This is a genomic window from Hydrogenophaga sp. NFH-34 (assembly GCF_021401345.1).
GTDB lineage: Bacteria > Pseudomonadota > Gammaproteobacteria > Burkholderiales > Burkholderiaceae_C > Hydrogenophaga > Hydrogenophaga electricum.
This window is the reverse complement of sequence record NZ_JACBGE010000010.1, coordinates 56,633-71,051: the sequence shown is the minus strand read 5'-3', so window position 1 is coordinate 71,051 and position 14,419 is coordinate 56,633. Positions and strand designations below refer to the sequence as shown.

At 64.2% G+C, this 14,419-nt stretch carries 12 protein-coding genes and 2 tRNA genes; 3 read left to right on the top strand and 11 right to left on the bottom strand.

The features are described from left to right. Positions 1 to 45: 45 nt before the first annotated feature. Positions 46 to 927 (top strand): hypothetical protein, encoded by an 882-nt coding sequence (locus tag L0977_RS11205; protein ID WP_234264948.1) that lies wholly within the window; start codon positions 46 to 48, stop codon positions 925 to 927. A gap of 22 nt (positions 928 to 949) precedes the next feature. Here the strand turns inward: L0977_RS11205 and L0977_RS11200 are convergent, their stop codons facing one another. The 5 genes from L0977_RS11200 to L0977_RS11180 form a co-directional block, all read right to left on the bottom strand. Continuing rightward, a complete protein-coding gene (locus L0977_RS11200; protein WP_234264947.1) occupies positions 950 to 1,465 on the bottom strand; it encodes a hypothetical protein in 516 nt (171 codons plus the stop codon). Positions 1,466 to 2,179: 714 nt separating this feature from the next. Next, positions 2,180 to 3,088 carry a plasmid replication initiator TrfA gene (trfA, locus tag L0977_RS11195; protein ID WP_234264946.1) on the bottom strand — a complete coding sequence of 303 codons (909 nt, stop codon included), beginning with the start codon at positions 3,086 to 3,088 and terminating at the stop codon, positions 2,180 to 2,182. A 683-nt stretch (positions 3,089 to 3,771) separates the two neighbouring features. After that, positions 3,772 to 3,848: transfer RNA gene (locus L0977_RS11190), tRNA-Arg, on the bottom strand. Between the two features lie 60 nt (positions 3,849 to 3,908). Continuing rightward, a tRNA-Pro gene (locus tag L0977_RS11185) sits at positions 3,909 to 3,985 on the bottom strand. 35 nt (positions 3,986 to 4,020) lie between these two features. Further along, complete coding sequence (locus L0977_RS11180) at positions 4,021 to 4,725, bottom strand: glutathione binding-like protein (protein WP_234264945.1); 705 nt, start codon at positions 4,723 to 4,725, stop codon at positions 4,021 to 4,023. Positions 4,726 to 4,799: 74 nt separating this feature from the next. On the opposite strand from L0977_RS11180, the gene L0977_RS11175 reads away from it, so the two are divergent. Further along, entirely contained in the window at positions 4,800 to 5,495 is a 696-nt protein-coding gene (locus L0977_RS11175) for a hypothetical protein (protein WP_234264944.1), read from the top strand. 51 nt (positions 5,496 to 5,546) lie between these two features. Here L0977_RS11175 and L0977_RS11170 read toward each other — a convergent pair whose 3' ends face one another. The 5 genes from L0977_RS11170 to L0977_RS11150 all read right to left on the bottom strand — a co-directional run bounded on the left by L0977_RS11170 (position 5,547) and on the right by L0977_RS11150 (position 11,133). Further along, positions 5,547 to 6,806 (bottom strand): acyl-CoA dehydrogenase family protein, encoded by a 1,260-nt coding sequence (locus L0977_RS11170; RefSeq protein WP_234264943.1) that lies wholly within the window; start codon positions 6,804 to 6,806, stop codon positions 5,547 to 5,549. 57 nt (positions 6,807 to 6,863) lie between these two features. Beyond that, positions 6,864 to 7,949 (bottom strand): phosphotransferase, encoded by a 1,086-nt coding sequence (locus L0977_RS11165; protein WP_234264942.1) that lies wholly within the window; start codon positions 7,947 to 7,949, stop codon positions 6,864 to 6,866. Between the two features lie 34 nt (positions 7,950 to 7,983). Beyond that, the gene (locus L0977_RS11160; protein WP_234264941.1) at positions 7,984 to 8,703 is read right to left on the bottom strand and encodes a Crp/Fnr family transcriptional regulator; all 720 of its coding nucleotides are present in this window, start codon (positions 8,701 to 8,703) and stop codon (positions 7,984 to 7,986) included. Between the two features lie 126 nt (positions 8,704 to 8,829). Beyond that, complete coding sequence (locus tag L0977_RS11155; RefSeq protein WP_234264940.1) at positions 8,830 to 9,609, bottom strand: oxepin-CoA hydrolase, alternative type; 780 nt, start codon at positions 9,607 to 9,609, stop codon at positions 8,830 to 8,832. A 3-nt stretch (positions 9,610 to 9,612) separates the two neighbouring features. Next, on the bottom strand, positions 9,613 to 11,133 hold the full coding sequence (locus L0977_RS11150; RefSeq protein WP_234264939.1) for a 3-hydroxyacyl-CoA dehydrogenase: 1,521 nt from the start codon (positions 11,131 to 11,133) through the stop codon (positions 9,613 to 9,615). A gap of 163 nt (positions 11,134 to 11,296) precedes the next feature. On the opposite strand from L0977_RS11150, the gene L0977_RS11145 reads away from it, so the two are divergent. Beyond that, positions 11,297 to 13,246, top strand: a complete 1,950-nt coding sequence (locus tag L0977_RS11145) for a hypothetical protein (RefSeq protein WP_234264938.1) — start codon at positions 11,297 to 11,299, stop codon at positions 13,244 to 13,246. Between the two features lie 76 nt (positions 13,247 to 13,322). Here the strand turns inward: L0977_RS11145 and L0977_RS11140 are convergent, their stop codons facing one another. Continuing rightward, positions 13,323 to 14,330 (bottom strand): D-2-hydroxyacid dehydrogenase family protein, encoded by a 1,008-nt coding sequence (locus L0977_RS11140; RefSeq protein ID WP_234264937.1) that lies wholly within the window; start codon positions 14,328 to 14,330, stop codon positions 13,323 to 13,325. Positions 14,331 to 14,419 lie beyond the last annotated feature (89 nt).

Genomic DNA, 14,419 nt, shown 5'->3' with positions numbered 1-14,419 from the left:
GGCCGCGGCGCAAGATAAGCGCATCGACAGGAAGGAGAAATAACGATGATCGGCTTCTATGTGGTAAACCTGCTGCCACCGGCAACCCCCCTGCAATTCAACTTGCAAACGCCCTGTGGGACGTGGGAGTTTCAGCAGGTCCCGAACTTCAGGCAGGTTCACCCGGCAGTCCTTCAAGGGGCCACCGCCAACACATACACGATGAGCTTCCGGCTCCCGGTGAATGGTCCGCCGTCGTTGAAAGACGCTGCCTTTGAAGAGTTAGTACCGATCTGCCTCGCTGCCTCGTTTGTCACGGGCGCCTCCGTGACCATCAAGCACTCGCTCGAGGCTTCCAGCATTCAGTTCATCACTGTCGGACCACACTTTCCGCGCGACCGCGGCCTGGCCAACCCTGCGGCCTGCGTGAACACCTTCGCCGAGTTCATCGCGTTCGTGGAGCGGTTTGTCGCCCAGTACAGGACCTTGGACGCAGTCGAGAAGTTAAGACTCCTGATGCACTTCTTTATAGACGCAACAGCTTGCTGGTCCCTGGAGAACCTGTACCTGAGCGGCTCCACTCTGCTGCAGGTTGTCGCCGACACCGAGAAATCCACGGGCAGACCGTTCGCCTCTGCACACGCCGCTCAACGCAATCAGGGAAGACCAACCAACCCCGGCTTCTTTGACCTGTTGGCAGGTGCGGCAAACCGCATCAGCATTGCGCCCTTGACACACGATGTCGTCAAGGTCCGGAATTCGCTTGTCCACGCTGGCACCCTGCAGAGCGCAAGCCTTCCGACGCAAGCGGACGCCGCGGTACCGATCGCAGAGGCGATGCATTGGTTCGACCAGTACGTCTATGCAATACTGGGCCTCGGATCGGTTCCGGTGAACCGGTATCCAGTCCATCTGTTTACGCACGGCATCAACAGTTTTTCTTTCTAGGTCGCGAGCACTGAAGGCACCTTCACCTCTTGTTAACCAGCTGGAGCGCCGTGACGATATGTACTTCAGCATGCTGCGCGAGTACTTCAAGGCGCTTGGCGGGAGTTGAAACTGGTGGCGTCGCTCCCCGATGCCGAAATTCAAGTTCACCCGTTCGAGTCGTCGCACTGAACCTCCATCCGTGTCGTCTCGTGTCGGGCGCTTGGCGGCGCCTCGTGTCGCTACGTCGCTGGGGAGGGGCGTACCTCTTCCCCTTGGCCGCGGCGTCGGCCGGCGTCAGGCGGGCCCCCAAGCCCTCCAGCAGCTTCTGGACTTCGCCGGCCTTGGCCAGATCCGCGACCTGCTGCTCGCTCTTGGCCAGCGCTGCGCGCGCGTCACGCAGTTCCGACTCCAGGCGTGCAGCCAGGGCAGCGCGCTCCTTCCGTCCGGCCGCCAGCAGCTCCTGAGCCTTGCGCTCGTCCCGCAGTGACGAACGCTCCGCAGTGCGTGCGGTCTCCTGGGCTTCCAGGCGTGCGATCTCCTCTGTGGCCTCGCTCAATTCAGCTCGTACCTCAGTGACGCGGGCTTCCGCATCCTTGCGAACGGCCTCCGACTCCGCGCGAGCCTGCTGGCCACTTCCGCGAAGATCCCGCGCACCAAGTCAGAGCCACGAGCCAGAAGCGCATCGGGCACCTCGACCGCTGCTTCAGCACCTATCCCTCGGCGCTCTTCCCATTGGCAGCTTCGGATTATTGGGGGGGCTGGGGGCCGAGGCCCCCAGGTAGGCCCCGCCTGGGGCCGCAGCGGGGCGCTGGAGTCGCGAATCCGATCCCCGAAGGGGTCACTGGGGCGCGGCCGTGGCAGCCGCATACAGGCCCGCTCTTCGCGTCTTGAGCAACATCAGGTGTGTGCGTAACTATGTCTGTGTTGGTTGCTGCTGTGGTGGCCCGCTTTGGGGACCTGTTTGGCCCCCTTTGGGGGCCTCGATAGGGAGGGGGAGCCGCTGAAGGCGGGGGAGGGCGAGCCCGCCCTCACGCAGCCGCTGGCCGATTAAGAAAGGATTAGAAGATGATTAGGCTGAACTGACCGAAGCCCGTAACCCCTTGTCAAACATGGACTTTCTACCCGATCGACCTGTGGATAGCCTACCTGCTGGAACGGCATCACCTACCTGCTGGAACGGCATCGCCTACCCGCTGGAACGGCATCGCCTACCCGCTGGAACGGCATCGCCTACCCGCTGGAACGGCATCGCCTACCCGCTGGAACGGCATCAACCGCGCGGGTCCCTTGGCTTGCGGGCATTCTTGGCCAAGTGCCTCAGCTGCGCCCCTTGGGCCTTCTTGGCCACGTGCACAAGGTTGCCGCAAATCTCGTAGCTGAAGCTTTCGCCCTGGGCAGCGCTGGCCTCAGCCACGGCGTCCAACGCCTTCCGAAGAGTCTGCGCGAACTTCCAAATTTCGCCGGCATCGCTGCCGCACAGCCGATACAGTGTTTCCACCTTCATCGGGAACGGCTTGGCGTGGCTGGCGTAGAAGCCGTGCAGCCACTGGGCCAGTGGCTTCCCGTGCAGTTCTTGGCGCACCGCCCATTCCACTTGCGTGAACTGGTCTGCGGCGAACAGCGGGCGCAGCTTGGAGTCCAGCTCGATGACCCACTCCTGTGTTTCCTCGTCCTTCGCCGCCCCGGCAATCAGACTGCCGATGTAGCTGTATCTATCCTGCTTGACCGTAAGGGCGCTGGCTACAAGCCTCGTGATGCGCTTGTGGAGCGTCGCCCGGTTCTTGCCCGTGTCGGTCTTGCCCATGAGCTTCAGCAGGCCATAAGACGTGACACGACACTGGCCGCCAAGATCCTGAAGGCGCACGGCGTGCAGCACGCTTTCCCACGTGTCAAGGTCGCCTTGGTCAAGGCGCTGGCCGGTGTAGCGGATTTCTATGCCATCGAGCGCAGCGAGCTGCTCACCGTCGATGTAGCGACGTGCGCCCTTGGCGATCGCGCCAAATAGGGCCGACCGTAGGAAGCCGTTCGGTACCGCTCGCACCTCGTTCGGCCAAAGTGGTAGCTGTGCATTCAGGGGCTCTTGTTGCGATGCCTCTGGAATAGCTTTGATGGACGAGCGTGTGCGTGCCCATGCCATCAAAGCTTCATAGCGAGAATGCTCGCTGGAAGTTCCCGTCATCTCTGGCCTCGCGGTCAGGAGCTGGCCAGGACTTCAATTGTGCGGCGCGGCCGCCCGCGCCCACGCATCGTGAGCGCTGGGGGCGCTGCCGGGGGCGGTGGTGCGTAGGGCTGGATGTACTCACCCTCGGCCCAGCGTTGGACCTCAACGGACCTCCAGATCCACTTGCCACCCAGGAATAAAGCCGAGGGAAACCCGGCAGGGGGCGCATGTACGACGCGCCTGATGCTGTGGACCGACAGGCCGAGAAATTCGGCCATGTCATAGGCGTCCCACAGGATTTTTTTCAGAAGTGCCTGTCGGTTCTCAGGCAGGGAGTGGGTTTCATCACGTACTGACGTGCTCATCTTGCTCGCTCGATAAAAGCGAGGTCCAGACGAGGCGACGAGCGCTGGGAGGCCTCGTTACCCAGCACACGTGCACTTCATTCACCGAGATCAGAGCCTCTACCTCGGAGCGTGCGAAGGGTCCCACAACCCTTCGCGACAACACATTAAACCAGATCAAACGGGCTGGTCAACGGGACACCACGGGGACGCTAAGCAGGTTTTGGCAAGCGCGAAGCGCTGCGAAAAGGTGCGAAATCGGGACACTACAGGGACACTCAAATACTCATTTCTTCATTTTTTGAAGAAATTGTTAGTGGATGCTATCGCTGTATGCCTTGAAAATACTGAGTTTATTGGTCTACCCGGAGGGACTCGAACCCCCGACCTGCTGCTTAGAAGGCAGCTGCTCTATCCAGTTGAGCTACGGGCAGTGTCCGGCGGTGGGGCCGGATGGACAAAAGGCCCACACTGTGGGCCTTTTGTTTTGAGGGTGGTCGGAGCGGCGGGATTCGAACTCGCGACCCTCTGCTCCCAAAGCAGATGCGCTACCAGGCTGCGCTACGCTCCGACGAAACAAGCATTGTACCCGTTGTCGGACCGCTCTCAGCGCTTGGCGTACTGCGTGCCACCAAACAAAATGTCGCGTGCCTTGTCGTCGGTCAGCGGCTTGCGCGCATCGGCGAGCACCGCCACGCCGCGCTGCACCGCAGGGCGGGCGCCCATGCGGTCGAACCAGTCCTTCAGGCGCGGGTAATCGGCCCAGTCGATACCTTGGTTCTGCCAGCTGCGCAGCCAGGGAAAGATGGCGATGTCGGCGATGCTGTAGTGCGCACCGGCGACGAACTTGCGGCCTTCGAGTTGCCGGTCCATCACGCCGTAGAGGCGCTTGGCCTCGTTGGTGTAGCGATTGACCGCGTAGTCGATTTTTTCTGGTGCGTAGATCCGGAAATGGTGGGCTTGCCCGAGCATGGGGCCCACACCGCCCATCTGGAACATCAGCCACTGCAGCACTTCGAACTTGGCGCGGTCGCTGCGAGGCAGGTATTTGCCGGTTTTGGCCGCGAGGTAGAGCAGGATGGCGCCGGATTCGAACAGGCTGATGGGTTTGCCGTCTGGCCCATCGGGGTCGACCAGCGCGGGAATCTTGTTGTTCGGGCTGATCTTCAGAAAGGCCGGCTCGAACTGGTCGCCTTTGCCGATGTTGACAGCATGGACTTGCCAGTCGCGCCTCAGACGCAGGCCGCACTCTTCCAGCATGATGTGAACCTTGTGCCCATTGGGCGTTGGCCAGGAGTAGACGTCGATCATGGCGGGGCGGGCTTTCCGGGTGCAGCGGTTGATGAAGAAAAACCGGCGACCACTCTACGGGAAAAGGTGAGACCTTGCTGAACATGTTGAAGGGCTGGTGGGGCCGACGCGAGCAGGCAGCACCTGTGCAGACGGCGATTCAGCGCTGGGCCGAGGGGCGGGCCATGGCGTTCAGAGATTGGGAGCCCGCAGCCTGCGAAGCCGAAGGGCTGTGGGGCAGCGTGCCCGCGCGGGCGCGTCTGGGACGCTCACCTTGGCCGTATATGCCGGGCCAGGTGCTTCAGCTGGAAGCCGTGCTGGGGCGGCCTGCCGCCGGTGCGGCACCGGACGATGGGGTTGTGCTCATCAGCCGGACGCTCAAGCCCGCGCTCGAACGCGAGGCGGAAGCGGCTTTTGCGCAATTTACCGATGGGTTGCGGACGTCCGAGACGCTGCTGTCCGACGAAGTGCGCTGGCTGACGGGATTCCGGGATACCGGCTGGAGCGGGCCGGCCGACGCCTTCTGGCGCCGCTATGCCGTGCTGACCAGCTTGCCGAAGGTGGCGCCGGCCTGGCTGGACGACCGGGCACAGGCGGCACTGATGAACTGGCCGGGTGGCGCCCAGACGAACCCGCCGCCAGTCATGCTGGCCTGGACCCAGGGCCGCCTGCTGGCCCGCCTGGCATTGCCCGAGCGCGAAAGTGATGCGATCGCGCTGCACGGTTTGGCCCTGCTGGACCACCTGCTGCAGCGCGCCAGCGAGCTGACCGAGGCGCCCGCCCAGCCCTGACCTGTCTGCCGACGGGTCAGCTGGGAGGCGCTGGCCGCACACCGCAGGCGGTCAGCAGCCGCGTGTGATGGGCATCTCCACATCGCCCTTGATGGCGAGGTGGCGTGCCAGTTCCAGCTTGGCAATGGCGTTGCGGTGCACCTCGTCGGGGCCGTCGGCCAAACGCAGCGTGCGCTGGTTGGCGTAGCTGTAGGCCAGCGGGAAGTCGTCGCTGACGCCGCCACCACCGTGGGCCTGGATGGCCATGTCGATGATTTCGCAGGCCATGTTGGGCGCCACCACCTTGATCATGGCGATTTCGGCCTTGGCCACCTTGTTGCCCACGGTGTCCATCATGTAGGCCGCTTTGAGCGTGAGCAGGCGAGCCTGTTCGATCTTGCAGCGTGCATCGGCAATGCGCTCGTGCCAGACCGACTGGGCCGAAATCGGCTTGCCGAACGCGACGCGGCTGTTGAGGCGCTTGCACATGAGTTCCAGCGCCCGCTCGGCCGCGCCGATCGAACGCATGCAGTGGTGGATGCGGCCAGGGCCGAGGCGACCCTGCGCGATTTCGAAGCCGCGGCCTTCACCCAGCAGCAGGTTGCGCACGGGCACGCGCACGTCCTTGAGCAGCACCTCCATGTGGCCGTGCGGCGCGTCGTCGTAGCCGAACACGCTCAGCGGGCGCACCACGGTGATGCCGGGCGTGTTCGCGGGCACCACCACCATGCTCTGCTGCGAATGGCGGGGCGCTTCGGGGTCGGTCTTGCCCATGACGATGTAGACGGCGCAACGCGGATCACCGGCGCCGGATGACCACCACTTGCGGCCATTGATGACGTAGTGGTCTCCATCGCGCTCGATACGGCACTGGATGTTGGTGGCGTCCGACGAAGCCACTTCGGGTTCGGTCATGAGGAAGGCGGAGCGGAATTCGCCCTTGAGCAGGGGTTCCAGCCATTCGTCCTTGACCTCTTCGCTGGCATAGCGCTCCAGCGTTTCCATGTTGCCGGTGTCGGGTGCCGAGCAGTTGAACACCTCGGCGGCGAAGGGCACGCGGCCCATGATTTCGCACATCGGCGCGTATTCCAGGTTCGACAGGCCTTCCGGTGCGCGCTTGCTTTGCGGCAGGAACAGGTTCCACAGGCCGGCCTCGCGGGCCTTGGGCTTGAGCTCTTCGATCAGCGTCGTGGGCACCCAGGCGTTGCCCTTGGCGCGGTTGGCGGCAATCTCGGCAAAGAAGCGGCCCTCGTTGGGGTAGATATGTTCGTCCATGAAGGCGAGCAGGCGCTCGCGCATGTCCTTGACCTTGTCGGTGTAGTCGAAATTCATCGCTTGGGCTCCTTTGGATGAGCGGGTGGGTCTTCTGCGGAAAACAGGGGCAGGTGGTCAGCCACGCTGCGCGAAACGCCAGGCCAGTTCGGCCATGGGGCGGGTGGCGGCCGCCGAATTCAGCGCCTGGGCGCTGGAGGCGGTGCCGGTCTCGACCCGTTTGGCGATCCCTTGCAGGATGGCCGCGAGGCGGAACATGTTGTAGGCGAGGTAGAAATTCCAGTCGGCCTTGAGCTGGTCGGGCGTGGCAAAACCCGTGCGTTCGCAATAGCGGGCGATGTAGTCGGCTTCGCTGGGAATGCCCAGGGCCGGCAGATCCAACCCGCCGATGCCACGGAAGGCGCCGGGCGGAATGTGCCAGGACATGCAGTGGTAGGCGAAGTCGGCCAGCGGATGGCCCAGCGTGGACAGTTCCCAGTCCAGGATGGCCAGCACCCGGGCTTCGCTGGGGTGGAACATCAGGTTGTCGAGCCGGTAGTCGCCATGCACCACTGACACCAGCGATTCGTCGCGCGCCATGGCCGGGATGTTCTGCGGCAGCCATTCCATCAGCCGGTCCATTTCGGCGATGGGCTCGGTGATGGAGGCCACGTACTGCTTGCTCCAGCGGCCGATCTGGCGCTCGAAGTAGTTGCCAGGCTTGCCGTAGTCGGCCAAGCCCACGTCCGCAGGGCGGACCGAGTGCAGGGCCGCCATGACGCGGTTCATCTCATCGTAGATGGCGGCGCGTTCGGTGGGCGTCTGTTCCGGCAGGGACTGCTCCCACAGCACGCGGCCTTGCACGCATTCCATGACATAGAAGGCGCGGCCGATGACCGATTCGTCTTCGCACAGGGCGTACATGCGGGCCACCGGCACGCCAGTGGGGGCCAGCGCGCTCATGACGCGGAACTCGCGCTCGATGGCGTGGGCCGACGGCAGCAGCTTGGCGACCGGGCCCGGCTTGGCCCGCATCACATACAGGCGCTGCGGGGTGATGAGTTTGTAGGTGGGGTTGGACTGTCCCCCCTTGAACATCTCGACCGACAGGGGGCCTTCAAAGCCGTCGAGGTGTTCGGCGAGCCAGCGCTGGAGGGCGTCGACATCGAAGGCGTGTTGAGGAGCTACCGGCCTCGTGCCGGTGAAGTTCTGGGTGTCGGTCATGCGGTCACGAGGGTTGGGGCGGGGCAGGACCCCGTCAGTTTTCGGCTTCGGCGATGCGCAGCAGCATCTCTCGGTTGCGGATCACGAGGCCACCCTGCTCGATGCGGATGGCGTTCTCGCGCTCCATGGACTTGAGTTCCTGATTCACGCGCTGACGCGAGGCGCCCAGCAGTTGGGCCAGTTCCTCTTGCGCCAGTTGCAGCCCGATGCGCATTTCGTTGCCATCGGACAGGCAGGGCACGCCGTAGCTGCGCACCAGGTGCAGCAACTGTTTGGCCAGGCGCGCCCGCAGGGGCAGGGTGTTGAGGTCTTCCACCAGACCGAACAGCGTGCGGATGCGCCGGGCCTGCAACCGCATCAGCGCCTCGTACAGCTCGATGTGCTGGCTGAGGATCTTTTGCAGGTCGTTGCGGGCCACGCACAGCAGCGTGGTCGCCCCATGCGCATAGGCATCGTGCGTGCGGCGGTCGCCGTCGAACATCGCCACATCGCCAAACCACACGCCGGGTTCGACGTAGGTCAGCGTGATCTGCTTGCCCGACAGCGATGTCGAACTCACCCGCACGGCGCCCTTGGCCACCGCCGTCCATTCGGAGGGTGGTTCGCCTCGGGCGACGATCAGATCGCCGTCCTTGAATCGCTTGACGTAGGCGCATCGCAGGATGTCGTGACGCAGGGAAGGGGAAAGACTTTGGAACCAGCGACCACTGTTGATCGCCTCGCGTTCTTCCATTGTCAGAATCGGTTCGTCCATGTGCTGTCTGCTGGGTGACTGAGGGGCGCGCACATTGTCGCCATGGGGACGGCGTGCTGCATCAGGGATAGCACCCGGCCCTGTCCCGCAGGCGTCGCGGAGGGTCCGGGTGCACGACGAAGTGCGTCAGCGGTACTGCGGCCGCCGCTTTTCCAGGAAGGCACCAATGCCTTCGCCGGCATTGGTGTGGTGCAGGTTGCGCACGAAATGGTCGCGCTCTGTGGTCAGTTGCACATGCAGCGGTGCGGACACGGCCTCGTTGACCAGTTCCTTGATGCTGGTCAGCGCGTTCGGCGCGCGCTGGTTCAGGCGCTCGGCCAGCGCCAGGGCACTGTCAAGAGCCTGGCCGGGATCGGTCACGCTGTTGATCACACCCAGCGCCTGCAGCCGCGGCGCATCGATGCGGTCGCCGCACAGCAGCAACTGCAGTGCCGTGGCGCGGGGCAGGGCGTGGGTGAGGCTCCAGGTGGCACCGCCATCGGGCGAAAGACCGACGTTGGCATAAGCCATGACGAACACCGCATCCTGCGCCGCGACGATGAGATCGCAGGACAGCGCCAGCGAGAACCCGGCCCCCGCACAGGCCCCTTCAACCGCGGCAATGACCGGTTTGGGGAAGGCGCGGATGGTCTCGATCCAGCTGTGCAGGCCGGCGATGCTTTGCGCTTGCACCTCGGGCGGCTGTTGGCGATTGGCCAGCAACCGCTGCAAGTTTCCGCCCGCGCAGAAGTGGCTGCCTTCGCCCGTGATGACGACGCTGCGAACCTCGGCGCTGTTTTCGGCCGCGTTGAGCGCTTCCACACCAGCAGCGTAGATCTCCGGGCCCAGAGCATTGCGGTTTTCGGGGTTGCTGATGGTCAGCACCATCGTGGCGCCGTGGCTGCGGCTTTGAAGGCTGGCGGTCATGGCTCAGGCCTCTTCGTGCGTCAGGCTCAAACCCAGTGCGCCGCGGCGGCGCAGCCAGGGCGAGGGGCGGTAACGCGGGTCGCCATAGACGGTCTGCAGGTTGAACAGGATCTCCAGCACGTTGGTCGGGCCGATACGGTCGCCCAGGGCCAGGGGCCCCATGGGATAACCCAGGCCGAGCGTGACCGCCACATCCAGATCGGCGGGCGAACAGATGCCTTGCTGGCACATGTCGGTGGCGATGTTCACGATGGTGGCCACCACGCGCTGGCTGACGAAGCCGGCGCTGTCGCGGATCACGCTGACCGGTTTGCCATCCTTGGCGAAGAGGGCATGGGCCGCGTCACGCATGTCCGGCCGCGTGGCGGGGTTGGTGGCCAGCACGCGGCGCTTGGTGGCCGCGTCCTCCAGCATCATGTCGATGCCGACGGTGCGGGTCGGGTCCAGCCGCTCCACGGCAGCCAGCGTGGTCACGTCGTGCCCGAGCGGGGCGACAAGGATCAGCGCCTGCGCAGACGGCGCTGCGGCGGTTTCGATCGCAGCCCCCAGGTTTTTGAGCAACTGGTAGAGCTCGGCGCGGCGCGCGGCTTTGGGCGACACCCAGACCGGCGGCAGGGCGGACACCACCGGCACCGGCGGTTCGGCCGGCACCTGGGCCTGGCCTTCTTGATAGGCATAAAAGCCTTCGCCCACTTTGCGCCCGACCACACCACCGGCCAGCCGCTGGGCTGTGATCACGCTGGGCCGGTAGCGCGGCTCGTCGTAATACTGGCGGTAGATGGACTCCATGACCGGGTGCGAAACGTCCAGCGCCGTGAGGTCCATGAGTTCGAACGGGCCGAGCTTGAAGCCGATCTGGTCGCGCAGAATGCGATCGATGGTGGCAAAGTCGGCCACACGCTCGCCCGCCACGCGCAGCGCCTCGGTGCCATAGCCGCGCCCGGCGTGGTTGACGATGAAGCCGGGCGTGTCCTGGGCCACCACCGGGGTATGGCCGTATTGGCGGGTGTAGTCGGTCAGGCGCTGGCACACCGCCGGGTCGGTCTTGATGCCGGCAATCACCTCCACCACGCGCATCAGGGGCACGGGGTTGAAGAAGTGATAGCCCGCCAGCCGCTGGGGGTGCTGCAGAGCGGCGCCGATGGCCGTGACCGACAACGACGAGGTATTGGTGGCCAAAACGGTGGTGGCTGGCACGATGCCTTCGAGCTCGCTGAACAGGCGCTGCTTGACCTCCAGCTTTTCGACGATGGCTTCAATGACCAGATCGCATTGGCCCAGATCGCTCAAGGTTTCGGCCAGACGGATGCGCTCCAGATAAGACTGTTGTTTGGCCGCATCAAGCTTGCCTTTGGCCACCAGCTTCTGCCAGGTTTCGGCCAGCGCATCGCGGGCAGCCTGTGCTGCGCCGGACTGAAGATCGAACAATACGATCTGGCTGCCAGCCTGGGCAGCCATCTGGGCAATACCTCGCCCCATGGCACCGGTGCCAACAATGCCAACAACGGAAAAGATAGCGGTCATGTGAAAGTATTATTTGTGCTGCGTTCAGGGCAAGCTATGACAAAATGTTCCGACAGAGGAACGAAGGGACTTCGACGTGCGCCATTTCGGGCTGGGATGTATTTTGCTATCAACTGCCTTGAGCAGTTCGGCGGTGAGCTTGGGACGGCAAAGCGGGGCGGCCGTGATTGGCAGACCGCTGGATATCCGCGTCCAGGCCACATTGGCGCCAGGTGAAAATATCGGTGAGCAATGCATCCGGACCGAGGTGCTTTACGGCGACTCGGTGATCAATCCCGGCAACGTCGTCAGCACGCCCATCGGCGGCGCCTCCGATGTGGGGGCGAGCATCCGCATTCAGGTCAATCAGCCGGTCAATGAGCCGATCGTCACGGTGCAGGTTCAGGCAGGCTGTTCCTCGCCGTTTTCGCGGCGCTATGTGCTGCTCGCCGATCTGGTTGCCGAATCGTCGTCTGGCGCCTTGCCGGTGGCGCCGCCTGTAGCGGCACCGATCCCTGCCATCGGAACACCGGCGGCCGGGAACACGGCGCCGGCCACCGCTTCGGGCCAGGACAGTGGTTCGGTAGCGTCCGCGACGGGGGCCACCGCCGCCCGAGCTCCTGCCCGCGCGGCACCGCGCAGTGTGGTCCGCCGGCCCGAGCAGCCGGCACCTGCACCACGCCTTCAGCTCGAACCGGTGGATCTGAGCTTGGCCATCGACCGCGATCCCGTGCTGCGCCTTTCGCTGAGCCTGCTGAGCGAACCGGCAAGCTCGGAAGAGGTGCGCCAGGCGGCCAGCCAGCTGTGGAAGGCGATCAACGCCGCGCCCGAAGACGTGCTGCGAGACGCCCAGAAGCTGGCGGTGCTTGAAGCCGAGTCCAAAGGCTTGCGCGAGCAGGAAGCCCAGGACAAGGCGCGCATCCAGGCCTTGCAGGCCGAGCTGGACCAGTCGCAATGGCAGCGTTATGCCGTCTGGGGTCTGGCCCTGTTGCTGCTCGTGGCCTTGCTGCTGCTCGCATGGTTGCTGCGTCGCCGCCAGACCATGGTCGTGCGCGAGGCCCGCAAGCCAGACGACAAGAAGCCGGCTCCTGCGAAAAAGAAGGACAAAGACAAGGCTTGGTGGGCCGAGGCGCAAGCGGGTGACGATATCTCCGTGGCGCCGGCTGGCGCCAAGGTCGCGCCCACGCTTGGGGCCAAGGTGGGCGGGGCGGGGCTCGACCTTGATCTCGATCTGGGGGCAGACGACGGCTACCAGAGTTTGACCGCCCAATCCGCGGCCAGTTGGGCACCGCAGGACCGCAAGGAGTTTGCCCCCAGCATGCTGGCGGCGTCGCGTTCGGTGGCCACGGAAGAGCTGTTCGATGTGCAGCAGCAGGCCGACTTCTTTGTTTCGCTCGGCGAACACGAACAGGCCATCGGCGTGCTGCGCAGCCACCTTATTGACAGCGCCGAACCCAGCCCGCTGGCTTATCTGGATCTGTTCCGGCTGTATCACCAGTTGGGGCGCCGCGTGGAATACGACCGCCTGCGCGAAGACTTCAACCAGCATTTCAACGCCGACGCGCCGCCGTTCGATCAGTACGCGGAAGAAAACCGTGGGCTGGAGACCTATGAGGCTGCGTTCAGCCGCATCCAGGCCCTGTGGCCTCAGCCACGCGTACTCGATGTCATCGAGCAGTCCATTTTCCGGGAGTCGGAAGACGGCGAGAGCGAGGGCGAGGTGTTCGGGCTTGAAGCCTATCGCGAGTTGCTGCTGCTCTACGCCATCGCCAAAGACGTCGCCAAGCGCGAGGAGGTGGCGTCTGTCCCGGGCAGCGATTTCCAGCACACGGCCATCCGACCTTTGAAGGCCGGTGCTGCGACCGGGGGCGTTTCCGTCAATATGGGGCGCGAAACCCAGCCGATGGATGTGGTCCCGCCGGCCTCACCCCGGCTTGGGCTGGACGTCGATCTGGACGAGCTGTCCGAGAATGCTGCGTTTGAGGCGTCTTTGCCCGAGGTCAGCTTGCCGGTAGAGCCGACGGCCAAGCCGCCCGCACCCGCGTCGCACGATCCGCTGCCCGAAGGCAATCTCATCGATTTTGAGGTGCTCGACTTCACCCCGCCTGAGTCGCTCGACGACAAGAAAGCCTAAATGGCCGGACGAGGGCCTTGGGACCCATGAAAAAAACCGCCGGAAGGCGGTTTTTTTCATGGGGGGAATCTCCACCTCAGCGGCGAACCTGCAGGGCACCAGGGTTGACGATGTTGGTGGGTGTTCCTTTGATGAAATTGACCACGTTGTCGAAGGCCGCCGAGAACAGCTGCTCGTAGTTGTCCTGCTCGACATAGCCGATGTGCGGCGTGCAGATACAGTTCTCCAGACGCAGCAGGGCATGCCCTTGCAGAATGGGCTCCGACTCGAAAACATCCACCGCAGCCATGCCAGGCCGTCCACGGTTGAGCGACGTGAGCAGGGCCTCCGGTTCGATGAGTTCGGCCCTTGACGTGTTGACCAGCAAGGCCGTCGGTTTCATGCGGGAGAGATCCTCCAGCGTGACACAGCCCTGGCTGGCTTCACCCAGCCGCAGGTGCAGCGACAGCACATCGGATGTTTCGAACAGAGCTTCCCGGCTTTCGGCAATTTCGTGGCCATCGGCCATGGCGCGGATGCGCGTCTCGTCGCTCCCCCACACCAGCACGCGCATGCCAAAAGCGCGGCCGTAGCTGGCCACCAGTTTGCCGATGCGGCCGTAGCTCCAGATACCGAGGGTTTTGCCTTGCAGCACCATGCCGAGCCCGAAATTGTTCGGCATGGACGCCGCTTTGAGGCCGGACTGCTGCCACGCCCCATGCTTGAGGCTGGCGATGTACTGTGGCAGGCGCCGCATGGACGCCATGATCAAGGCCCAGGTCAGCTCGGCCGTGGAAATGGGGGAACTGGTACCTTCACAAACCGCGACCCCCCGTTCCGTGCAGGCATTGACATCGATGTGCTTGCCGATGCGGCCTGTTTGGGCGATGAGTTTGAGCCGGGGCAGCTTCTCCACGAGCTGCCGGCTGATCTGGCTGCGCTCGCGGATCAGCACCAGCACATCGGCATCACGCAGGCGGACGGAAAGCTGTCCCACGCCCTTGACGGTGTTGGTGAAGACCTTGGCAGGATAAGGTTCGAGCTTTTCGGCGCAGCGCAGCTTGCGGACAACGTCTTGGTAGTCGTCCAGGATCACAATATTCATGGGACGCTATTGTGCCCGCAAGCCCTTCCCGGTCCTTGCTACAAGCTGTATATGTGGGCCCGCCACTGACGCGGCCAGGCCTTGGCCTG

Coding starts and splice junctions, on each gene's coding strand:
- L0977_RS11170 (WP_234264943.1), bottom strand. CDS start 6,806: ATGAATTTCGACTACACCGACAAGGTCAAGGACATGCGCGAGCGCCTG.
- L0977_RS11150 (WP_234264939.1), bottom strand. CDS start 11,133: ATGACCGCTATCTTTTCCGTTGTTGGCATTGTTGGCACCGGTGCCATG.
- L0977_RS11140 (WP_234264937.1), bottom strand. CDS start 14,330: ATGAATATTGTGATCCTGGACGACTACCAAGACGTTGTCCGCAAGCTG.
- L0977_RS11205 (WP_234264948.1), top strand. CDS start 46: ATGATCGGCTTCTATGTGGTAAACCTGCTGCCACCGGCAACCCCCCTG.
- L0977_RS11155 (WP_234264940.1), bottom strand. CDS start 9,609: ATGACCGCCAGCCTTCAAAGCCGCAGCCACGGCGCCACGATGGTGCTG.
- trfA (WP_234264946.1), bottom strand. CDS start 3,088: ATGACGGGAACTTCCAGCGAGCATTCTCGCTATGAAGCTTTGATGGCA.
- L0977_RS11160 (WP_234264941.1), bottom strand. CDS start 8,703: ATGGACGAACCGATTCTGACAATGGAAGAACGCGAGGCGATCAACAGT.
- L0977_RS11165 (WP_234264942.1), bottom strand. CDS start 7,949: ATGACCGACACCCAGAACTTCACCGGCACGAGGCCGGTAGCTCCTCAA.
- L0977_RS11180 (WP_234264945.1), bottom strand. CDS start 4,725: ATGATCGACGTCTACTCCTGGCCAACGCCCAATGGGCACAAGGTTCAC.